The organism is Teichococcus aerofrigidensis, from assembly GCF_054073225.1.
Map to the genome: position 1 here is coordinate 1 of NZ_JBSXMU010000011.1, position 18,849 is coordinate 18,849.

Annotated in this window: 25 protein-coding genes and 2 pseudogenes; 10 read left to right on the forward strand and 17 right to left on the reverse strand. The window is 66.4% G+C overall.

Annotated features, from left to right (window positions below; genetic code table 11):
* On the forward strand, nt 1–1,490 hold a 1,490-nt coding region (gene tnpC / locus ACVMLK_RS04490; protein WP_457485745.1), incomplete at its 5' end, for an IS66 family transposase.
* Between the two features lie 265 nt (nt 1,491–1,755).
* Here the strand turns inward: tnpC and tcmP are convergent.
* Nucleotides 1,756–2,733: a three-Cys-motif partner protein TcmP gene (gene tcmP / locus ACVMLK_RS04495; RefSeq protein WP_198368210.1), complete on the reverse strand. Its 978-nt coding sequence runs from the start codon at nt 2,731–2,733 to the stop codon at nt 1,756–1,758.
* Entirely contained in the window at nt 2,730–3,482 is a 753-nt protein-coding gene (locus tag ACVMLK_RS04500; RefSeq protein ID WP_198368211.1) for a DUF5131 family protein, read from the reverse strand. The genes tcmP and ACVMLK_RS04500 overlap by 4 nt, the downstream gene beginning before the upstream one ends.
* A gap of 131 nt (nt 3,483–3,613) precedes the next feature.
* On the opposite strand from ACVMLK_RS04500, the gene ACVMLK_RS04505 reads away from it, so the two are divergent.
* Nucleotides 3,614–3,928: an XF1762 family protein gene (locus ACVMLK_RS04505; RefSeq protein ID WP_457485746.1), complete on the forward strand. Its 315-nt coding sequence runs from the start codon at nt 3,614–3,616 to the stop codon at nt 3,926–3,928.
* Between the two features lies 1 nt (nt 3,929).
* On the opposite strand, the gene ACVMLK_RS04510 is transcribed toward ACVMLK_RS04505, so the two are convergent.
* From ACVMLK_RS04510 to ACVMLK_RS04535, 6 genes and pseudogenes are all read right to left on the reverse strand, one after another.
* Nucleotides 3,930–4,481, reverse strand: a complete 552-nt coding sequence (locus tag ACVMLK_RS04510) for a hypothetical protein (protein WP_198368213.1) — start codon at nt 4,479–4,481, stop codon at nt 3,930–3,932.
* Nucleotides 4,482–4,670, reverse strand: a complete 189-nt coding sequence (locus tag ACVMLK_RS04515) for a hypothetical protein (RefSeq protein WP_198368214.1) — start codon at nt 4,668–4,670, stop codon at nt 4,482–4,484.
* Nucleotides 4,671–4,966: 296 nt separating this feature from the next.
* Nucleotides 4,967–5,983 carry a toprim domain-containing protein gene (locus ACVMLK_RS04520; protein ID WP_198368215.1) on the reverse strand — a complete coding sequence of 339 codons (1,017 nt, stop codon included), beginning with the start codon at nt 5,981–5,983 and terminating at the stop codon, nt 4,967–4,969.
* Between the two features lie 78 nt (nt 5,984–6,061).
* Nucleotides 6,062–6,322, reverse strand: a complete 261-nt coding sequence (locus tag ACVMLK_RS04525; protein ID WP_198368216.1) for a hypothetical protein — start codon at nt 6,320–6,322, stop codon at nt 6,062–6,064.
* Nucleotides 6,322–6,453, reverse strand: coding sequence for a hypothetical protein (locus ACVMLK_RS04530; RefSeq protein ID WP_255528812.1), 132 nt, complete (start codon nt 6,451–6,453; stop codon nt 6,322–6,324). The genes ACVMLK_RS04525 and ACVMLK_RS04530 overlap by 1 nt, the downstream gene beginning before the upstream one ends.
* A gap of 5 nt (nt 6,454–6,458) precedes the next feature.
* Nucleotides 6,459–7,612, reverse strand: a pseudogene (locus ACVMLK_RS04535) (IS3 family transposase).
* A gap of 304 nt (nt 7,613–7,916) precedes the next feature.
* Here ACVMLK_RS04535 and ACVMLK_RS04540 point away from each other — a divergent pair.
* Nucleotides 7,917–8,672, forward strand: a complete 756-nt coding sequence (locus ACVMLK_RS04540) for a division plane positioning ATPase MipZ (RefSeq protein WP_457485747.1) — start codon at nt 7,917–7,919, stop codon at nt 8,670–8,672.
* Nucleotides 8,672–9,001 carry a hypothetical protein gene (locus ACVMLK_RS04545; protein WP_198368391.1) on the forward strand — a complete coding sequence of 110 codons (330 nt, stop codon included), beginning with the start codon at nt 8,672–8,674 and terminating at the stop codon, nt 8,999–9,001. The genes ACVMLK_RS04540 and ACVMLK_RS04545 overlap by 1 nt, the downstream gene beginning before the upstream one ends.
* A 32-nt stretch (nt 9,002–9,033) precedes the next feature.
* Here ACVMLK_RS04545 and ACVMLK_RS04550 read toward each other — a convergent pair whose 3' ends face one another.
* Both ACVMLK_RS04550 and ACVMLK_RS04555 read right to left on the reverse strand, forming a co-directional pair.
* A complete protein-coding gene (locus ACVMLK_RS04550) occupies nt 9,034–9,969 on the reverse strand; it encodes a replication protein RepA (RefSeq protein WP_198368390.1) in 936 nt (311 codons plus the stop codon).
* Between the two features lie 339 nt (nt 9,970–10,308).
* Nucleotides 10,309–11,477, reverse strand: a protein-coding gene (locus tag ACVMLK_RS04555) for an IS3 family transposase (protein WP_457485748.1) whose coding sequence is annotated in 2 segments (ribosomal slippage) — nt 10,309–11,213 and nt 11,213–11,477 — 1,170 coding nt in all. Because the reading frame shifts where the segments join, the coding sequence is not laid out codon by codon here.
* Nucleotides 11,478–11,816: 339 nt separating this feature from the next.
* Between ACVMLK_RS04555 and relB the strand changes: the two genes are divergently transcribed.
* The 5 genes from relB (at nt 11,817) to ACVMLK_RS04580 (ending at nt 14,991) form a co-directional block, all read left to right on the forward strand.
* The gene (gene relB, locus ACVMLK_RS04560; protein ID WP_457485749.1) at nt 11,817–12,002 is read left to right on the forward strand and encodes a type II toxin-antitoxin system RelB family antitoxin; all 186 of its coding nucleotides are present in this window, start codon (nt 11,817–11,819) and stop codon (nt 12,000–12,002) included.
* Between the two features lie 17 nt (nt 12,003–12,019).
* Nucleotides 12,020–12,235, forward strand: coding sequence for a type II toxin-antitoxin system RelE/ParE family toxin (locus ACVMLK_RS04565; protein WP_370592101.1), 216 nt, complete (start codon nt 12,020–12,022; stop codon nt 12,233–12,235).
* A gap of 199 nt (nt 12,236–12,434) precedes the next feature.
* Nucleotides 12,435–13,421, forward strand: coding sequence for a site-specific integrase (locus ACVMLK_RS04570; RefSeq protein WP_457485750.1), 987 nt, complete (start codon nt 12,435–12,437; stop codon nt 13,419–13,421).
* Between the two features lie 174 nt (nt 13,422–13,595).
* On the forward strand, nt 13,596–14,168 hold the full coding sequence (locus tag ACVMLK_RS04575; protein ID WP_457485751.1) for a hypothetical protein: 573 nt from the start codon (nt 13,596–13,598) through the stop codon (nt 14,166–14,168).
* A complete protein-coding gene (locus tag ACVMLK_RS04580; protein ID WP_457485752.1) occupies nt 14,161–14,991 on the forward strand; it encodes a segregation/condensation protein A in 831 nt (276 codons plus the stop codon). Before ACVMLK_RS04575 ends, ACVMLK_RS04580 begins: the two co-directional genes overlap by 8 nt.
* Before the next feature lie 678 nt (nt 14,992–15,669).
* On the opposite strand, the gene ACVMLK_RS04585 is transcribed toward ACVMLK_RS04580, so the two are convergent.
* From ACVMLK_RS04585 to ACVMLK_RS04600, 4 genes and pseudogenes are all read right to left on the reverse strand, one after another.
* Nucleotides 15,670–15,993 carry a type II toxin-antitoxin system PemK/MazF family toxin gene (locus tag ACVMLK_RS04585; protein WP_198368313.1) on the reverse strand — a complete coding sequence of 108 codons (324 nt, stop codon included), beginning with the start codon at nt 15,991–15,993 and terminating at the stop codon, nt 15,670–15,672.
* Nucleotides 15,990–16,208: an antitoxin MazE family protein gene (locus tag ACVMLK_RS04590; RefSeq protein ID WP_198368314.1), complete on the reverse strand. Its 219-nt coding sequence runs from the start codon at nt 16,206–16,208 to the stop codon at nt 15,990–15,992. The genes ACVMLK_RS04585 and ACVMLK_RS04590 overlap by 4 nt, the downstream gene beginning before the upstream one ends.
* A 134-nt stretch (nt 16,209–16,342) precedes the next feature.
* Nucleotides 16,343–16,537: a hypothetical protein gene (locus tag ACVMLK_RS04595; protein WP_457485753.1), complete on the reverse strand. Its 195-nt coding sequence runs from the start codon at nt 16,535–16,537 to the stop codon at nt 16,343–16,345.
* A gap of 71 nt (nt 16,538–16,608) precedes the next feature.
* A pseudogene (locus ACVMLK_RS04600) lies at nt 16,609–16,776 on the reverse strand (IS5/IS1182 family transposase); the annotation flags it as partial.
* Between the two features lie 177 nt (nt 16,777–16,953).
* Here ACVMLK_RS04600 and ACVMLK_RS04605 point away from each other — a divergent pair.
* Nucleotides 16,954–17,349: a hypothetical protein gene (locus ACVMLK_RS04605; protein WP_457485754.1), complete on the forward strand. Its 396-nt coding sequence runs from the start codon at nt 16,954–16,956 to the stop codon at nt 17,347–17,349.
* Nucleotides 17,350–17,351: 2 nt separating this feature from the next.
* Here ACVMLK_RS04605 and ACVMLK_RS04610 read toward each other — a convergent pair whose 3' ends face one another.
* Genes ACVMLK_RS04610 through ACVMLK_RS04620 form a run of 3 tightly spaced genes read right to left on the reverse strand, consistent with a single transcriptional unit; the run spans nt 17,352 to nt 18,830 of the window.
* Entirely contained in the window at nt 17,352–18,209 is an 858-nt protein-coding gene (locus ACVMLK_RS04610; protein ID WP_457485755.1) for a hypothetical protein, read from the reverse strand.
* The gene (locus ACVMLK_RS04615; protein WP_198368317.1) at nt 18,199–18,588 is read right to left on the reverse strand and encodes a type II toxin-antitoxin system VapC family toxin; all 390 of its coding nucleotides are present in this window, start codon (nt 18,586–18,588) and stop codon (nt 18,199–18,201) included. Before ACVMLK_RS04615 ends, ACVMLK_RS04610 begins: the two co-directional genes overlap by 11 nt.
* Nucleotides 18,588–18,830, reverse strand: coding sequence for a type II toxin-antitoxin system Phd/YefM family antitoxin (locus ACVMLK_RS04620; RefSeq protein ID WP_198368318.1), 243 nt, complete (start codon nt 18,828–18,830; stop codon nt 18,588–18,590). Before ACVMLK_RS04620 ends, ACVMLK_RS04615 begins: the two co-directional genes overlap by 1 nt.
* Nucleotides 18,831–18,849: the final 19 nt, after the last annotated feature.

Here is an 18,849-nt window from a genome sequence, read left to right on the forward strand (position 1 = left end):
AGATCCTCCTTAAATCACAACCTCAAATCTGTGCCATTGGTGCTGACGGCGGACACGCCAAGCTGCGGCACGACAAGTTCGGCGCCTCCTCCGAGCGCGGCCGCAAGCTGCTGGATCAGCTGGAGTTGGAACTCGGCGAGCTGGTCGCCACGGCGGCCGAGGACGCGGCGCGGGCGGAGAATCAGGCAGAAATCCGGCCTGGAGCACCACCGCGCAGGCCGTCCCGCGGCCCTCTGCCTGCCCATCTGCCGCGCGAGCGGGTGGTGCTGCCATCTCCCTCCGCCTGCTCCTGCTGCGGCGGCAAGCTGTCCAAACTCGGTGAGGATGTCACCGAGACCCTGGAGGTCATCCCGCGCTCGTGGAAGGTCATCCAGACGGTGCGGGAGAAGTTCTCCTGCCGTCGGTGCGAGGTGATCACCCAGCCACCTGCGCCGTTCCACCCGATCGCCCGCGGCAGGGCCGGACCGAACCTGCTGGCCATGATCCTGGAGGCGAAGTTCGGCCAGCACCTGCCCCTGAACCGGCAGAGCGAGAGCTATGCCCGTGAGGGGGTGGAACTGAGCGTCTCCACCCTGGCGGACTGGGTCGGTACCGCGGCGGCCACTCTCTCGCCGCTCCACGCGCTCATCGAGGCGCATGTTCTGGCGGCGGAGCGCCTGCACGGGGACGACACCACGGTGCCGCTGCTCGCCCGCGGCAAGACGGTCACCGCCCGCCTCTGGACCTATGTGCGGGACGACCAGCCCTTTGCCGGGCCCGCGCCACCTGCCGCGGTGTTCTACTTCTCGCGCGACCGCACCGCGGAGCACCCCAAGCGGCACCTGGCCTCCTATACTGGGATCCTGCAAGCCGATGCCTATGCCGGGTTCGGCGAGCTCTACCTGGCCAGCCGCAAGCCTGGACCGATCACGGAGGCGGCGTGCTGGGCGCATTTTCGGCGCAAGGTGTTCGAGTTGGCGGAGGTGGTTCGCGCACCTTTGGCTGCTGAGGCCGTGCGCCGCATCGACCGGGTGTTCGAGGCCGAGCGAGCGGTGAACGGGTGCCCGGCGGCCGATCGGCTCACCCACCGGCAGAGCGTCGTGGCCCCGCTCGTTGTCAGCCTGCAGGCCTGGATGCTGGAGACCAGGGGCAGGCTGTCGCGCCACAACGACCTGGCCAAGGCATTGGACTATGCCCTCAAGCGCTGGGCCGCGTTCACCCAGTTTCTCAGCGATGGCCGGATCTGCCTCACAAATAACGCGGCCGAGCGCGCCCTCCGCGGCGTGGCCCTTGGCAGAAAGGCATGGCTGTTCGCGGGCAGCGACCGTGGCGGCGAGCGGGCCGCGATGATCTACGCGCTGATCACCACCGCGAAGCTGAACAACGTTGACCCGCGTGCCTGGCTCGCCGATGTGCTCGCCCGTATTGCCGATCACCCCGCCTCCAGGCTCGACGAGCTCCTGCCTTGGAAGTGGCAGCGCGCCCAAACCCCTGCGACCGCTGCCGCCTGAGCGTCACCCGCGGCCATTACCGGAGGGATACCAATTGCCCGCCGTCGTCAGCGGCGCACCATTCCCGGGCGCGCCGGATCTGCGAGATAACGCTCCCCGTCAAGCGAAGCACGCCGCAGTCAACAGAGCACGCTTACGGAGGTGGTGCCGCCCTTCCTGCTGAAGCGGCTCCGCTGGTTCGAGGATCCGTGCTCCAAAGGGCTGGCGCGCCATCCGCCGGCGGTTCCGCGCGTGACCTATCAGGTCGCCGTGGACGATGGCTCGGTCAAGATTTCTCGTCCGAAGGCGAAGCGCGCTTCTTCGCCTGCCGCGGCGGCGGAGTAGCGGCACCGTTCACTCCTGCCCGCTCCAGCTTTTCGCCCTGTCGCAGGATGTGGTCGGCACCCTTCAGGCCCAGCGCCTTCGGACCGGCCCAGATGAGATAGTAGAGGTGGCCGCCCTTAGTGTTCTTGATGAGACGCGCCGGGGAAACATGCCCGAACACCTCCTTCAGGCGCGCGCGGTACCAGTCGAGCAGGCGCTGCCCCGCATCGCTGCGCTTTTCGAGGCGAGTGCCGAACAGGTCGGCCTTTTCGTCATAGACCTGCGCATACCAGTCCGGCGAGCCGAAGAAGCGATCTAGAGCCTCACGCCAGCCCGGCTGCAGCGCGGCAGAACGCGGCAGCACGCGCTGGATCGCCATGCCGAGGGTGAAGTTGATCATCACCTCGATGCGCTTCGTCTTAGCGAGGCGCTCGATCATATCCCAAGAGAGCTGCATACCGAACGGATCGAGGAAGACGACGGCCAGATGGCCGCTTCGGCCAAGATGGCCCTTCAGTAGCGCATCCAGCTCCGCGTCGGCCGCACCCTGACGCACGTCGATCCGGTGCCGGGAGCCGTACTCACCGTGAAGCTGCTCCAGCATGGCGGCACGGCCCGGATCGCGCTCGATGAAGACGTACTGGCTGAATGGGGTGGTGATATCGAGAGCCACGCGGGGAGAGCCCCGGATGTATTCTTCCGCTGCGGCGTCGATCGGCGCGGCCTCCGCCTGGGCAAACAGGTCGGCGACGGCGGCGGACGCGGCGGTGCGCCGGATCTTGGCATGCCCTGCCCCGGCGAAGGCATCGACGAAGGTCGTGCTCTTGATCCACGCCTGGTTCTTCAGGGCAGTGGTGTAGAAGTTGAGATACGCTCCGAGCGCATCCAGTTTCTCGCGCGCCCACGGACCGACCGTAGCGCCAGGCGCAGGATCACTCATTCAGCGGCAGCAGCCATGTTCCAGGGCCTAGATTGCGGGAACTCGTCCCATTCACGGCCGTCCAGCGTCCTGCCGCCTTGGGTGGGGCGGAAGCCGCCCCATTGCTTGAAGAAGAACGGCACCTCTGCCGCGACGCATTGATCGCGGATATCGCGCACCCATTGCGGGTCCATGGGCCGCGAGCGCGGGCCGCTTTCCCCGCCGACGATGACCCAATGAATGCCGCTTAGGTCCAGCTGGCCGATTGGGCCGATCAGGGGCTCGATCGACAGGAAGCGCACGGCGGCCGGAGCTTCCTGCAGGTGACGGACGCGGGACATGCGGGCGCGGTCCTCGACCGACACGCCGAGCCAGATATGGCTGGGTACTGGACGGGCCGCATAGCGCTTGCGCAGAAAACTGCGCATCAGGCTGCTGCGCTTGGTCAACATCTGGAACTGGTGCCAGTGCGCCTGTTCCATTGTGTCGAAGACCTGCTCGATGAAGGACACCGGCACGTCCTTGTGGAACAGGTCGCTCATGGAGTTGACGAAGATCCGCCGCGACCGCTTCCACTGGAGGGGCTGCTGTAGCCGCTGGGGCCGCAGGGTCAGGTCGAAGCCGGTCTCGAACGGATGGCCGGGCACGCCGCGGAACCGCTCCGAGAACCGGGCCGCGTAGCAGTTATCGCAGCCCGGGCTGATCTTGGTGCAGCCAGTGACCGGATTCCACGTCGCGTCAGTCCATTCAATGTGCGAAGCGTCAGCCATGCCGAGCCCTGGAACAGACCGCGAATCTTGCATAAACAGGATGCAGTCGCAACGGTACAACCACGAAGCGGGCTGATGTCATACTGACTCCTGTGCTATGGTCGGAATGGCTTCTCGGCCTGCTCGATGGCATGGGCAATGGGGCGGCCGAGGAAGCGGAACGCAGGGGTCGCTCCCGCATCATCACCTACACGCTCGAGGAAGAAATCGGCTTCTCGCTGCGCTATGCGAGATGGCAGCGGGATGACCATGTCTCCAAGGGCGGTAGCTGGAACACACCGTCCCGGCCCCGGATCGACAAGTCGCCGACGATGCTGAAAGTCCGCTGGTATCCAGACCTGCATCCGCTGGAGCCGCTGAAGGAGCCCGCCCCACCGAAACCGGCGCAGGGCAATTTTTGGCAGCAGCTGGTCGGCGGGGGAGCAGGCCGGACGCGGTCGCACTAGCTCACTGGGTCGGTCCGGTAGGCGGTGATGGTGCGGATGCGGGCGGCGACGGCTGGCCGATGATCCCCTTCGTCACCGCGATCGGTGACGGGTCCTTGTCGAACACCCACGCTCCGAACAGCACGAGCAGAGTGAAGATCACCGTTGCGGCCAAGCCGCTGAAGATACCGACGCGGAAGGCCGTCTTCGTGGAGGTCGCCGCGGTCACCGTGGCCGTCAGCTCCAAATTCAGCCGCTGCACCTCGGCCAGCAGGGCGCTGCGCACGCCCTCGTCACGAGCCTTCTCGATCTCGTCCTGCATGTAGGCCGTGGCCGCGAGGTCGAACGTGTCTTCCGCACCGGCGCGGAACTCCTCGAACCGGCTCATCGGCTGGTTGGCGATCCACTCGTCCACCTCGGCCGGCGTCGGAAGCCGCTCGTTGCGCTCCTCGAAGAGCGTGACCCAGTCGTATCGGGCGGAGGCGTATGCTGCGTAGGCAAGGTGAGCCACCTCGGGGGAGGCCCCAGAGTGCTTTAGGAAGTGCTCGAACACCTCCCGGTCATTGGACGGCATCTACTTTTTCTTGGTGAACAGGCCGGTCTGCCGGTTGGCGGTCTTCAGCGCGCTGGCGACCTTAGCCGCCCGGCTGGCACGGAGAGTCGCGACGGAGGTGGAACTCGCGCGGGCGGAGCCGCTCAGCGAGATGACGCGCCCGGAGGAAGCTGTCTTCGTCGTGTTGCCGCTCGATTTCGGCGCAGCCATACCCGCTCGTCCTTTCAGGCCCCATGAGCCGTTGCACCTTAACATAGGGTCGCACCGGCCGGAAATGAATGCCGACGGCTCAACGCCTGATCACGTCGGCGAAGCTCGGCCCCCCCCCAGCGCAAGCAGCGGAGGCGCTCGATCACCTTGTAGACTTGTAGACTCCTAGGCAAGGAGTGCCGCCGCTCCGGCTCGGCCAGCCGGTGGCCATCGCGTTCAACAGCGGCAACCTGCTGCCGGTCGCGCAGGCGCTGCAGCACGCCGCCATGGTGGCGGTACCAGAGCGGATCCACCGCTCAGCCGCGCTGAGCCTGCACTGCCGGGCGTGCGCCATACCGCCGCGCCCAGGGCTGGCGCACCAGCGGCTCACACACCATGTCCTCCTGCCGCAAGGCGTCCCTGATCAGCTGGCGCGTCACTTCGCGGCCATGGGCATCAGCAAAGTCCAGCCAGTCGGTGCCGTCCTGATGGGGGGCAAACTCCGGCAGCAGCACCAGCCCGCCCACCGCATTCGCCGCCTCGGTTGCCTTCTCCTTGCCGACATTGGGCAGGAGCTTTTCCCGCCTCGGCAGGTGATGGTCGTTGTCCGCGGCGAAGACCTGGCGCACGCCGGGATAGGCGCGCTGCAGCGCCTGCGCGACCGGCAGCAGGTTGCCGCTGTTGAACGCGATGGCCACCGGCTGGCCTAGCATCTCCCGCATCGCCGCCGCCGTGGCGAAGCCCTCCGCGACCAGCAGCGGGCGGGCCGGGTGGATCTCCCGCGCACCGAGCAGCGTGAAGAGGCCATGAGTGCGGCCATCTGGCAGAAACAGCTTGCGGCCGTCCGGGTCGATGATCTGCAGATTGCGGATCCAGCCCTGCTCGTCCTTCACCGGCACCAGCAGCTTGCCGCGATTGTCCTGACGCATGCCGTGCGCAAGCACGCCTTTACGGCTGAGGTAGGAGTTATCCCTAGCCTCGGTCCCGCGCATCCACATGGCAAACGCCTGTTTGCCGATGCGTTCTTCCGTCGCCTTCCGCTCCGCCTCGCGGGCCGTGCGTGCTGCCGCAATCCGTTGACGGTCCGCCTCGGTCAGCTCCCGCATCGGCTGAGAGGATTTCCATGGCTCGGCATAGCCGGTGCGGAAATTCTGAAGGAAGCCCGCCGGGTGGCCGTCTGTGTAGCCGACATAGCGCCCGGATTTCTCCGCGCCACGGTCGCCATCCACCTGTCCCCGGTGCCATTGGCCATCCATGATGGCGGGCTCATTGAGTGTAAAACCGGCGCGGTGCAGCTCGTCGGCGAACTCGGTTTCCACCTCCGCACGCTGCATGCTGTGCTCCTTTCGCTGGTCTCCTATCATAGCACCACACGGGAACAAGACGAGAACAAAAAGCCGTAATCTTCGAAATTACAGGGAGATAGACGATCCCTGCCCGCGCTCCACCGTCACCTCGCGCTGCAGGCGCAGCCGCTCCGCCGCCTGCCTCACCGCCTGCGTGACCCGCTCACCAAATTCCCCGAGCCGCTGCACCGCGCCGCGCTGGCGTGTCGCCACCTGCTCGATCGCCTGCAGGGCGGGCTTCAGCGCTTCGGCCTCCCGCCTGCGCTCTAGCGTCTGGTGCAGGCCGGTCGGCGGTCCGCCATTCCGCTGGTTCAGCTCCGACGGCATCAGCGATGCTGGAAGCGGCGCACGGTACCCCGCCGCACCTGGCTGGCGCGCGCGAGGAAGTCGAGCGCCATCACCTTCTCCGGCTGACGCGAGAGGTTGGAGGCGTGGCCTGCTGCCTGTTCGATGGACACCGAGTTTAGCCTGAACTGGCCAAGCGTTCGAACGCTACAGGGCTGAGATAGCCGATGGCCGAGTGGCGTCGCGTCGGATTGTGGAACCGCTCGATGTAGTCGAACACCTCTGCTCGGGCGGCGTCGCGGCTACGGTAGATCTTGCGGGCAAGGCGCTCGGTCTTCAGCGATGAGAAGAAGCTCTCCATCGCGGCGTTGTCCCACACATTGCCCGACCTGCTCATCGAGCAGGTGACGCCGTGGTCGGCCATCAGCCGCTGGAACCCCTCGCTGCTGTACTGGCTGCCCCTGTCCGAATGGTGCAGCAGGGCTCTTGGCCTGCCGCGCCGCTAGATCGCCATGACCAATGCATCGGTGACGAGCTGCGCCGCCATCGTGGCGCTCATCGACCAGCCGACGACGCGGCGTGAGAAGAGGTCAATGACGACGGCGACATAGAGCCAGCCCTCAGCGGTCCAGACATAGGTGAAGTCGGCCACCCATTTCTGGTTAGGAGCCCCTGCATTGAACTGGCGGTCGAGGATGTTGGCGGGGACGACGCCTACCGCCCGCTCGCCCCTGTCCAGCGGCAGGCGGCGTCGTCGGGGCCTGGCTCGCAGCCCACCCTTGCGCATCAGCCGCTCGATCTTGTGCAGACCGCAATCGACGCCGTCCGCCAGCACATCATGCCAGACCCGGCGGGCGCCATAGGTCCGGTCACTCGCCAGGAAGCTGGCGCGTGCCATCGTGCCAATCCGCTCGTCGTCGCGGCTGCGCTGGCTCGGCTTCCGGGTCAGCCAAGCATGAAAGCCGGAGCGCGATACACCCAGCGCCGAGCACAGCCAGGACAGCGGCCAGATACCCTTGTGCTTCGCGATGAAGGCGAACTTCATGTCGCATCCCTCGCGAAGTAGGCCGCGGCCTTTTTTAGGATGTCACGCTCCGCCTTGAGCTTGGTGACCTCCCGCCGGAGACGGTCGATCTCCTGCTGCTCAGGCTTTACTTGGCCATGCCCAGGAAAGGCGTGTCGCGGGTCAGCCTCGGTCTCCCGCATCCAGCGGCGCAGCACGCTCTCCGCAATCTCGAGCTCGCGGCAGGTCTGAGCCACCCCCACTCCGCGATCCCTGACCAACTTTACCGCCTCGAGCTTGAACTCGCGGCTGAATGTCCTTCGTCCCATTCCAGAACCTCCGATCGGGTGAAAACCTTATCCAGGTGTCCACCAAACCGGCAGCAGGCCAGCCGTCCAACTCGCCGCCATCGCCAGCTACTGGTTATGAGTCCTGACCGTAGCCAAATTCCTTCAAGGCGTGCCCCAGAAGGTCAACTCTCTCACTCCACCTAAGCTGATTCTACAGGTGAAGGCCAACAAGGAACGAATTGTTGTCTTGTTAACTAGCTAACTTGTTAGCAAATCTACCGAGTTGACGGCTGTTTCGATCGCTTGTAAGCGAGGCATCGCACTGGATGACGTGGAGACTGGGGTGAAGGTCATTACGGTTGGGAGCCGCAAGGGAGGCTCGGGAAAAACCGTGTTGTCCCGGCACCTAGCGGTGTCAGCTCTGCGCAGCGGGATTGAACGGGTCGCCATCGTCGACCTCGATCCGATGTCTGGCATAAGCCGCTGGTGGCAACGCCGACCAGAGGACGGACTGGAACTGATCCAGCTCGCACCCGACGGCATGCCGGTCGCCACGCACGAGGAAAGATCGGCAGCGGCTCTTGCCGCGGCGGAGCAGCTTAAGAGCGCAGTCCCTGCCCTCGCCAAGCAAGGCTACGGATTGCTGGTGATCGATACCCCGCCTTCTGCGGATCGCATTGTGCGCCTCGCCGTGGGAGCGGCCGACCTAGTGGTCGTTCCCGTCCGTCCGTCGCCGGACGACCTGGATGCGGTTGGCGAGACCGTCGACCTGATCGCGGGGCAGGGAAAGCCGATGGTGTTCGCTATCAATTCCGCTACGAAGCGGGCGCGCTTGACCGGAGATGCGGCCATCGCGCTCAGCCAGCATGGCACCGTGGTTCCCGCGACCCTGCACAGAAGCGATGCCTACGCCGCGTCGGCCCTGGACGGCCTCACCGTCACCGAGGCAGATCCACGCGGGGCGCCAGCACAAGATGTTGCTGCACTCTGGACCTATATTGCGAAGAAAGCAGGTTTGCTAACAGGTGAGCCAGCTAACAAGTTAACAGCGAAGCCGACCACTAGAGTGGTTGGCGCCCGTGCGAGGAAGCCGCGCTGATGAGCAAGTCGCCGACAAGGCTGTCCACTTTCGAGATTCCACGCGATCAGTCTTCGCGACATGATGAGCAACCCGCTCGGGAGCCATCCATCGATCCGCTGACCAAGCCCACAGTGCCGGTAGCTCCTCCGCCTGCCGTTCAGCAAACCGGCACGGTGATCCCCCAGCCTGCTCCGCCGCCTGCTGAGGAACCACGCCGCCAAATCGGCGCCAGGGTTCCGCTCTCGATCGCGGAGAGACTGCGGACCTACATGTATGTGTCGCGGGAGCCGCAGCAGGATGTCGTTGAAGCTGCGCTTCACGCGTACCTGACATCCAAGGGGTTCTGAACCCAGCGTGAAATGGGGACTTTGGTGAGGCCTTACCGGACCGGAACGAGGCGAGGGGCCACGGGTGGCCGGGACGGCTTCAGGATCAGGCCTTCTTCCGTCACCTCGACCTCGGCATCAGGGTAGACCGCTGTCGCCATTGACAGGACTGCTGGGAACTTGGCCTTGAAGTGGTAGAGCTTGCTGAAGCCCTGCCCATGCTGGGCCTTCAGAGCCGCCCAGGTGACGAGGCGGGGGCGCTCCAGGCTGTGGAGGCGATAGGCTAGCCATACATAGCAATCCAACGCGGCCGAGTTGTTCGACAGGGCTTTGATCGCGCCTTCTTCCAGGGGGATCGGATGGCGCTGGAGCTGCTCATAGAAGGGTGCGCTGAGGCGAGCAGTCTCCAGCGTCAGGCGGCCCTGGCGATCGTTGTCGGGCGTGTCGAGGAACAGGGCGCGATCGACAATCTGCTGATTGACCAGGCCAGCCTGGCCCTGCCCGACCAAGTGGAACGTTAGCCGGCATCGGCTCAAAAGCTCGGCCTGTTCCCGCACCCCCCGACCGCTCTTGCCGCCCCACGGAACTCCGATCCGGGTCATCCAGTCGCGCCAGCTGCGGCCGAGTTCGACCTCGGGGCTCTTGGTCTTCAGGGCCTCGGTTTGCAGGTAGAGCAGGATCAGCCTGGCATAGGAGCCGAAGGGCACACCGACATGCTCGAGGGGGCCGGAGCCGTCGATACCTGAAGGGCGACGGCCGGGCTCGACCACTAGGCGCATCCGCTCCGAAGCGACCTCCCAGACCTCGCCAGGAGCAACCCGGCGATGCGGTAGCGCGCACTGCGCCCAGCCCGAGTAAGCGAAGGCTAATGCGTTGTCTTCGTCGCTAAGGTATTTGGCTGCAGTCTCGATGACGTCCCGTGGCGCGGCATCCATATCGATCGCGCCTTGCCTGCCATGCTCTTTCAGCAGCCGATGAACCTTGCCCATCACATACGCCCCCAATGCATTCAAATTGCCCTGGAATGCCGCTGACGTCGATGGGGACTTTGGCGAGCCACTACTAGGAAGCTATTAGAGATTCTATTATTAGTTTGCTCGCCAGAGTCCCCGGAATAACTCTGAAAATCGCTGGATTTCCGGCGTTCCGCCTCACCATAGTCCCCGCCGGGCTCACTAAAGCCCCCACTCCGCTGTGGATATCCGCGTTATAGAGGGGCGGGCGAGCATACGAGTCGCGCTCACCATAGTCCCCAGCCTGGCCTGCACTGCAGAACGCCTTCATCAGGAGCTCATGACCAGCCCCCATTAGGTGATCCGAGCAAAATGTCAGTGTACGGGCGGCCTGGGTGGGGCTGAACCGGCAGGACTTGGCGCCCCCGGCAGCATGGCTGGTAACGTCAGTGTCACCTCCGGCGCGGGTGGCCGGTAGCGTAGCGCGGAGTGCAGGCGTACCGTGTTGTAGTGCTTGCGCCACTGCTCGATCAGCACGCGGGCTTCAGCCAAGCTGTTGAACACCTCGGCGTTGAGCAGCTCGTCCCGGAGCTTGCCGTTGAATGACTCAACATACCCGTTCTCCCACGGGCTGCCCGGCTCGATATAAGCCGTCCCGGCACCCACCCCGGTGATCCAGCCCTTCACCGCGGTGGCCACGAACTCCGGTCCGTTGTCCGAGCGGATGTGCTCAGGGATCCCGCGCATGATGAACAGGTCCGTCAGCACGTCGATAACATCGAGGGAGTTCAGCTTGCGCGCCACCCGGATCGCCAGGCATTCGCGGGTGAACTCGTCCACCACGTTCAGCATCCGCAGCTTGCGCCCGTCCCGGGTGCGGTCCTCTACGAAGTCGTAAGCCCATACGTGGTTGGGTCGCTCTGGGCGCAGCCGCACGCAGGATCCGTCATTCAGCCAAAGCCGTCCGCGTTTCGGCTGCCGCGGCGGCACCTTCAGCCCCTCGGCTCGCCAGATCCGCTCCACCCGCTTGTGGTTGCAGGCCCAGCCCTCAGCGTGCAGCAGGGCGGTGATCCGCCAGTAACCGTAGCGGCCATACTGCTTGGCCAACGCAATTACGGCCTGGGTCAGCGCTGCCTCGTCGTCGACCGTCCGACGCCGCTTGCGCTGCGTCGAGCGGTTCTGGCCCAGCACCCGGCAGGCCAGCCGCTGAGGCACATCCAGCACCGCCGTGACGTGGTTCACAGCAGCCCGGCGACGCGCAGCGCTCAGAAGTTTCCCGACGCGGCTTCCTTGAGGATCAGCTTTTCCAGCGTCAGATCCGACACCGCTCGCCGCAACCGGCTGTTCTCCTGCTCGAGCTGCTTGAGCCGACGCACCTGGTCCAGCTTCAGGCCGCCATACTCCGCACGCCAGCGATAGTACGGGGCCTGCGTGACCCCGATTGCCCGAGCACCCTCGGCCACCGTCTTGCCCTGGCCCACCAAGACCTCAACCTGCCGGAGCTTGGCCACGATCTCCTCCGGCTTGTGCTGCTTCCGAGCCATCCCAACCCTCCGAACTGCACCACCGATCTCACATGATCGGCGGCTCACTTCTACGGAGGCAGGTCACCGGCGTAGAGCCCGATAATATTGTCTTATCGGGCTTTCTAATAAGAAAGCGCTGGTTGCCCTATTTGACGCGGGGTGGCACAGTCTCGGCATGCGGCGACTGCGAAACGAAGCGGAGACCCTGTTACTTCGGCGCGGAGCTTCGGCCCGGCTGTCGCACGATGTCGCACGCCGGATTGGGGGACGATCGCACCCCAGTCTAGGGCGTCCGGGCCCAACAGATCGGGCGAGAGTTCTCGAAACCAATGTGCCCGGCTGTGCTATAGAGAGCGGATGTCCGCGTTGTCGCCCATCGAGTCCGAGTTCTCCTCGACCGAGGAAGCCGAGGCCTATGAGCACTGGCTCCGCACGAAGGTGGCGGCGAGCCTTGCGGACCCACGGCCGCACCTCCCGCATGACGCGGTTATGGCCGAGGTCGAGGCCATCCTCGCCGAGGCCGAACAGCCGTCGCAGCGCTAGGCCGCCGCGTACTGCCGATTGTCTGGCAAGCCAGCGCCAGGGACGACCTGCTCACTATCATTCTCTACATCACGAAGCGGAATCCGGCGGCGGCCCGACGCCTCAAAGGCGTGGTCGAGGAGGCGGTGTTGCCACTGGCCGAACACCCCTACCTGTTCCGGCCGGGGCGTGTTCCGGGGACCCGCGAACTGGTAGCGCACCCGAACTACATCATCATCTATCGCGTCGCATAACACGCGGTGGAGATCGTGAGTGTTGTCCACGCGCGGCAGCGCTACCCCTAGCAGAAGCGGCTGAGCGGCCCGGCCCGTTTGGCTCAGCGTCCACTTGCCTGGCCCTCCCATGACGTCCCCTCGTGCTTCTGCGGGGGCTGCCGTGCCCGAAGGGAAGGGCGAGATCTTGCCGCCCACTCGCCCTGTCCTGGCCACCCCCTTGCTTCGCGCCGCAGTGGGCCAGAGCCCGGCTGCCGTGCTGGCGCTGCTCTCCGGCCCGGTCGGCGAAGCCGTCGCCAAGGCGTCCGGTTATGCCGGCAAGGCGCTGTCCGAGAACACGCGTCGCGCCTACGCGACCGACTGGAGCCTGTTCTCGGCCTGGTGCGAGGCGGGTGGCGTGTCGCCGCTGCCGGCCGAGCCGTTGGTGATTGCCGGGTATCTGGCGAGCCTCGCCGGGCAGCTCGGCCGTTCGGGGCTGCGCCGCCGGCTCGCCGCCATCGCGGAGATGCACCGGCGCACCGGTCATCCGGTCGAGCCCGGGCATCCCGCCATCCGCATGACACTGCGCGGCATCCTCGCCAGCCACGGCAAGCCGGCCCGGCCCGCCGCCGCGCTGACCTCGGCTGAGGTGAAGCGGCTGCTCGCCAGCTGCGGCACCGACATGGCGGGCCTGCGGGACAAGGCACTCCTGCTGACCGGCTTCGCAGGAGCGCTGCGACGCTCCGAGCTGGTCGCGCTCGACCGCGAGGCGCTGCGCTTCACGACGGAAGGCATGACCATCCGGATCCTGCGCTCGAAGCGAGACCAGGAAGGGGAGGGGGCCACCGTCGGCATCCCGCGGGGACTCAATCCCCTGACCTGCCCGGTGCGGGCGGTGGAGGAGTGGCTGCGGCGGGCGCGGATCGAGTACGGAGCGGTGTTCCGCGGCCTCAGCGGGCGCGGCGTGCTCGAGGGACGACTCGACACCAAGAGCGTGTGGCGGATCCTGCGCAAGCGGGCCGAGCTCGCCGGGCTCACCGTGGATGAGACCGAGCGTCTGTCCCCGCATGGGCTGCGGGCCGGCTTCATCACGGAGGCCTACCTCAAGGGCGCGCTGGACGAGCAGGTGATGCACCACACCCGCCAGAAGAGCATCGCCACCACCCAGGGCTATCGCCGCCGGGCCAAGATCACCCAGGACAGTCCGGCCCGACTGCTCGACCTGTAGGGCAGGGCAGTGGTCTCCCGTCTTTCTCCGGCCGCCCCGAATGCACCGGCCCCGACGGCACTCCCGGCGCCGGCACACACCGACTGGCTGCGCAATGTGCTGGTGGTGAGCGGACCAACGGAAGGGACAGGTCGGTTCCGGGCGGCAGCCGCCGGGGCGGGGGTGATCCCCTGGGTGCTGGATCTCGACGGCATGGAGGAGGACTGGTTTCTGTCGCTCGCGGCGCCAGCCGAGGGCAAGCGGGCAATCAGTGTGCAGGGCGCGCGAATCCTGGCTCGGCGGCTGCGGGATGCCGCTCATGCCAACCACCAGCGGGCGATCGCCCGCATTGGCACAGATCGAAGCCACCCCTTCGACCTGCACCGCCTGCTGCCGGTCCCATCCGGCATTCTGCGCCTCGGGCCCAACGACCCGCAGAGCCGCACTTGGCTGTGGACGCATTGGGGCACCACCCGTCCGCTGCGGCATGTGCGGGAGCTGGAGTCCACCCTCGACGGCCGGAAGCGGCGGATGGCGGAACTGCGGGTGGAATTCTGGTCGGCGGACTGGTCGCCGTGGCAGGCGCTGCGCCGGCTCCGAAGGTACTGGCCAGCTCTGAGCTTCACCCTCCAGCCGGACTACGCGGACGGTGAGGGCGATGAGCCCACGAGCGAACTTATCGCACCCATCCAGCACAAGCAGGGCAATCGGGACAGGAAAGACAACCGAGACAAGTCGACCCGAGCGGCCAGGGCGCAGCGTGGCTGACGCCGCCGCCGCAGCCGAGGTTGAGGATGGTTGGCAGGAAAACGAAGGGCCCGGCGGGCGCCCCCGGCCGGCCGATACGCCTCACCTCAGTGTGCAAGGCTTCGAGGGCCCGCTCGATTTCCTGCTGGAGATGGTGCGCCGGCACCAGCTCGACCTCGGCCGGCTGTCGATCGTCCCTCTGACCGACCAGCTGGTGGCCGTGCTGGAGAGTGGCGTCACCCGGCTGGAACGCCGGGCCGACTGGCTGGTGATGGCGAGTGAACTCCTGCGGCTCCGGGCACAGCTACTTGCTCCGGCCAGCCCGCAAGCCGCCGAAGAGGCTGCGACGGAAGCCGATCAACGGCTCGGGCAGCTGGAAGAACTTGCGGCGATGAAGGCGGCCGCCGCCTGGCTCGCCGCTCGGCCGCAACTTGGACAGGACGTCTTCACACGCGGCAATCAGGAGCGGCCGGCGCCGAAGCCGCAGGCGGAGCTCTACGTCGCCTTCCTTGAGGCGACCCTTGTCATGCTGGAAGGACGAGAACAACAGGGGGATAAGGCACCACTAGCCTACCGGCCCTCGATTCCGAACCTTTGGCGCGTCCCGGATGCCCTGGACCACATCCGCACTGTTTTGGGACAGCGTCCAGAGGGCGGCGATCTGGCCCTGTTCCTGCCGCCGCTCCCAGCGGGGGATACGCACCAGCTGCTGAACGCCCGTGCTACGTTCGCCAGCACCTTTGTGGCTGCCCTGGAACTGGCCAGGGATGGCGCTGCGGAAGTCTCTCCGTCGGACACCCGTAGTCGTGTTCATCTCCGCCAAAGTAGCGCGTATCGGCATTGAAGGGGCCTGCGCGCTCGCCAACCTCATCACAGCGGGCAACACTGGATCCGCACCTTCACGCCGATGGGACGGCGAGGCTCGTTCGGTGGGATCGCGGCCCCTTTGCCTTCCTGCTTCGCCGGCCACGTCCTACGTGAGGTTCCGTTGCTCTGTCGAAATTATAAGCCATTGATTTGATGAAAAAGCATTGTCTGGATATGGACAATCAGCTCGCGCGCTTTGCGGAAATGGCAGCAGCCGTGGCGCGTCAGGTGGGCGGTGCATGGCATCAAGCGCCTGCTCGCGGCGGCGCTGGGCCCCCCCGTGCCGCCGAGGTCGTTCCCCTGCCGGTGGCGCGCGATGGAAAGCTCAGCCGCAAGCCGCGCTCTGTCGGGGCCATGGTGCGGGAGTTCCAGGAGGGCGCGGGCAAGCTCCTGGTGCAGGAGGGGTGGTGATGATCAGCCTGGGAGAGGCGCTTGCTTCCATCGCGTCGCGCGACCATGCCATGACCGTCCCGGATCGGTCGCGCGACCTTCCACGACCTTCCACGACCTTCCACGCGACCGCTCAAGCGCTGCCTGCCGTGCGCGATGTTCCTTGGTCCACATCCAGCCCATCTGGGCACGTGGGAACGCCCAAACACCTCACCACCAGCATTCTCAAACGGGCACTGAGGGATAACCTGTCCGTGCCTTGCCTTCATGCGATGCCGAGGAACACGGCAAGTGAGCGGGTCACTGACAACAGGGCGTCGTCCTCCAGTCGGCCGAACGGCGCGCTGAGCTTGTCGCGCTTCACGCTCATGGTCTTGTCCACCATGATCTGCGAAGGCTTGCGCAGGCCATTTTTTGCGCTCGGCTGCACTGTGGGCCGGATCAGCGGAGCATCCACCAGTGTCCCCGACACCAGCAGCACCGTCACCGTGCCGATCTGGTCGAACTGATCCGCCTGGACCACCAGTGCAGGGCGCGGCTTGCCGAAGTCACCGGTGAGGGCGACCGTCACCAGATCCCCTCGTCTCACCCTTCGTCGTCCATATCGGTCAGCGCTGCATCGAGAAACCTGTCGAGTTCGGAATCGGCCGCATCCGCCGCCGCAACGAGGCGCGACTGTCGGCGGCACTCCTCCGCAAAGCCTGGCTGGCGGGTGTCGGGCACCCAGATTTGCACTGGTCGCAGCCCGGCGGCCCGCAGGGCCTCCCGGTGCTTCTGGACACGCTTGCGAAGAGGGACAGGCATGGCAGCCTCCGGCATGGGTTACATGTAACCTATGCCGCTCCCTAACGGGGTTCAAGGCCGCTGCGTAGCCCGTCGCGTCCACCTTGTTGCACGGGTTAGCGGTGAGGAGGTGATGAGCCAGAGCGCCTCTGTGGTCAGCTGATGCGGACGTAATCCAGGCGACCCAGGTCCAACATGCGGTTCAGGGCCGCCGCCGTGATGGATACCTCGGTTGCCTGACGCCGATCAGTTCGGGAGCGCAGGCCGGGACCGATGACACGTTTCCAACGTGACACGTCGGGCTCGACGAGCGCGCGCCAGTTGTAGCCGGAGGCCTTCTGCCATCCCATGCGGCCGCGTTCGGCAATGCTTTGCAGATGCTGGTCCCGCCTCGTCGGCGCGGTCCCGGCTGTTGCACTCAGCCTCGCGTGGTGCGGGGCTCAGCTTGCTGCCCTTCGATCGCCTCCTCCGAGAACCAGACCGTCAGGCTGCCGCGGGCACGCAGGCCCGCCTCGTACGCAGGCCAATTCCTGACCCGGTGCTGCTGTGGAATTCGATGCCGCCGGTCGGCGTTCGCCTTGAAGGGCAAGGGAGTGCTCTCCCACGCGGGGCTAGACCCCACCCTATCCCAAGGAAATCACCCGCTCGATCCATGCACCACGCCAATGTCGCGCGCCACGGTGCGGCCCGCTGTTGGACAGGCGGACCGGCGACGGAAAACTTGCCATGGGCGATGCGTTCTGCAGGCCTTGAGGGATAACAGGGCATGATGAACTTTCGGAAGAAGCTCCGGTACGCCTGGCCAGCCAATCCGCAGGGCAAGAGCGTGGCGGAAGTGCCCTCGGGAAGTTTCTGCTCGGGCTGCCCGTACCACACGCTCAACCCGCTGAAAGCCGCTGGCGAGGAGGGCTACTGCGCCCTGCTGAACATTGAAGATTGGATGCGGGGCGAGTTGCCGCTGCTGTGGGACGGCATCAAAATCTGCCATATCCGGCCTCTGGAAATGGGGACCACGCGTGCGGAGCGCCGCTATCGCGCAGCGTCTGGCGCCTCGCATCGCCGGGGCGGCGGCTGGACCGTGTTGTTCGCCTGCAATGCTGCATGGCGGCCGCGACACGGCCGGCGCGCCGGCTGGAAGAACCGCTCTCCCTGGGAGTGGTAGACCTATACCGGCCTTGGTCCCGCCGATACGTGCAGGGCGCCGGGCGCTTCTGCCGCCGCGTTCGCCTGGAGATCGGCCAGCGCCCAGCCCTGCAGGAACGGCGCCGGCGGCAGGATGATCCAGCCATCCGCATCGCCCACGGCAACGAACTCCTGGGCCGCCACGCCCAGCGCGGTGAGAGCGCAGACCAGCGCGGCCCGTTCGTCGTGGTTGGTCACGGCGGCCAGAAATTGGGTGAGGGAGCGTCCGGGCAGGAGATGGTTCAGCAAGCGCTGCAAGCCGCCCGTGCGGGCCAGGTGCTGAAAGAACACGTCCGAGCGGTCCTGCCGCCGGGCCGGGACAGCCGCGGGATCTTCCAGCATCACGCCAAGGAAGCTGTTGGGGAAGGCCTCCACCACCGCCTTGGCATCGATCGGGACCGCATGACGGGTCGGCGCCAGATCACCATGCGCCAGGATGATCCGGGCGCAGCTGTTGGCCGCGGCGTTGAGGGCCTGCCCCACCGGCGCACTGGCCTGTCCGGGCTTGCCGATCCGTGGCTGCAGCCGGCGCGTCAGCATCCGCTCAGCCGTACGGTAACGTCCAATGACATCGAAGCCCGCCCGCAGGGGGCCATCCAGGGCCGCCGCCTCCAAGCGCCCAGGACGAGCGACGCTGCGCAGCACATGGAGCCGCTCTTCAGGCTGCGCCCGGAAGCGCTGCAGTGTCCAGCGGATCTCCTGGCGGTCCCAATCGAGCCGGCAGACAGCACTGCTGGCCTGGGTCAGCGAATAGCCAACGTCGACGCCCAACACGGAGCCTGCCTCCGGCAGGTTGCGGTGCGCCGGCCCCCGCCAGCTGGAGAACAGCTTAGCGAACAAGGATGATAAGTTCGGAATAGGGCGGCAGCAGCGGATCGGCGGTGTAGAAGCGCACCGGCTCCGCTATGGCCTGGGCCACCAGCAGGCGGTCGAAGGGATCCCGGTGGTGTGGCGGCAAGCGCGCGACCAGCACTGCCGCGGCGGAGCGCACGGGCAACTCGACGAAGCCGGTGTCCAGCGCCGCCTGGAGGATCTGCTGCGGCTCGAAGGCGAAGTCCACCCGACCGAGCCCGGCCTTGATGGCGATCTCCCAAAGACTGGCCGCGCTGAACAACACCTCGTTGTCAGGCTCCTCCAGCGCCGCGCGCGTGACGGCGTCCAGCCGCTCGGGCGTGGCCAGCGCCCAGAGCAGCAGGTGGGTGTCGAGCAGCAGGCGCATCAGCGCCCTTCGAAGGCGTCGAGCACGGCGTCCGGCAGCGGCGCGTCGAAGTCGACCGGCACGGTGAGCTGGCCGGCCAGCCGGCCCAGGCGGCGGCGCGGCCGGTCAGGGGCGTCCTGCAACGGCACCAAGCGGGCGACCGGGCGGCCGGCGCGGGCGATGAGGATTTCCTCGCCGGCGGCGGCGGCGTCCACCAAACGCGAAAGGTGGGTCTTGGCGGCGTGGATGTTGACGGTCTGCATGAGAGCCTCCGGCCACCAA

Coding starts and splice junctions, on each gene's coding strand:
- ACVMLK_RS04590 (WP_198368314.1), bottom strand. CDS start 16,208: ATGCCTGTCCCTCTTCGCAAGCGTGTCCAGAAGCACCGGGAGGCCCTG.
- ACVMLK_RS04525 (WP_198368216.1), bottom strand. CDS start 6,322: ATGCCGTCGGAGCTGAACCAGCGGAATGGCGGACCGCCGACCGGCCTG.
- ACVMLK_RS04550 (WP_198368390.1), bottom strand. CDS start 9,969: ATGGGCAAGGTTCATCGGCTGCTGAAAGAGCATGGCAGGCAAGGCGCG.
- ACVMLK_RS04545 (WP_198368391.1), top strand. CDS start 8,672: ATGAGCAAGTCGCCGACAAGGCTGTCCACTTTCGAGATTCCACGCGAT.
- ACVMLK_RS04520 (WP_198368215.1), bottom strand. CDS start 5,983: ATGCAGCGTGCGGAGGTGGAAACCGAGTTCGCCGACGAGCTGCACCGC.
- ACVMLK_RS04515 (WP_198368214.1), bottom strand. CDS start 4,670: ATGGCTGCGCCGAAATCGAGCGGCAACACGACGAAGACAGCTTCCTCC.
- ACVMLK_RS04620 (WP_198368318.1), bottom strand. CDS start 18,830: ATGCAGACCGTCAACATCCACGCCGCCAAGACCCACCTTTCGCGTTTG.
- ACVMLK_RS04595 (WP_457485753.1), bottom strand. CDS start 16,537: ATGGGATGGCAGAAGGCCTCCGGCTACAACTGGCGCGCGCTCGTCGAG.
- ACVMLK_RS04615 (WP_198368317.1), bottom strand. CDS start 18,588: ATGCGCCTGCTGCTCGACACCCACCTGCTGCTCTGGGCGCTGGCCACG.
- relB (WP_457485749.1), top strand. CDS start 11,817: ATGTCCGCGTTGTCGCCCATCGAGTCCGAGTTCTCCTCGACCGAGGAA.
- ACVMLK_RS04500 (WP_198368211.1), bottom strand. CDS start 3,482: ATGGCTGACGCTTCGCACATTGAATGGACTGACGCGACGTGGAATCCG.
- ACVMLK_RS04605 (WP_457485754.1), top strand. CDS start 16,954: ATGATGAACTTTCGGAAGAAGCTCCGGTACGCCTGGCCAGCCAATCCG.
- ACVMLK_RS04505 (WP_457485746.1), top strand. CDS start 3,614: ATGGGCAATGGGGCGGCCGAGGAAGCGGAACGCAGGGGTCGCTCCCGC.
- ACVMLK_RS04510 (WP_198368213.1), bottom strand. CDS start 4,481: ATGCCGTCCAATGACCGGGAGGTGTTCGAGCACTTCCTAAAGCACTCT.
- tcmP (WP_198368210.1), bottom strand. CDS start 2,733: ATGAGTGATCCTGCGCCTGGCGCTACGGTCGGTCCGTGGGCGCGCGAG.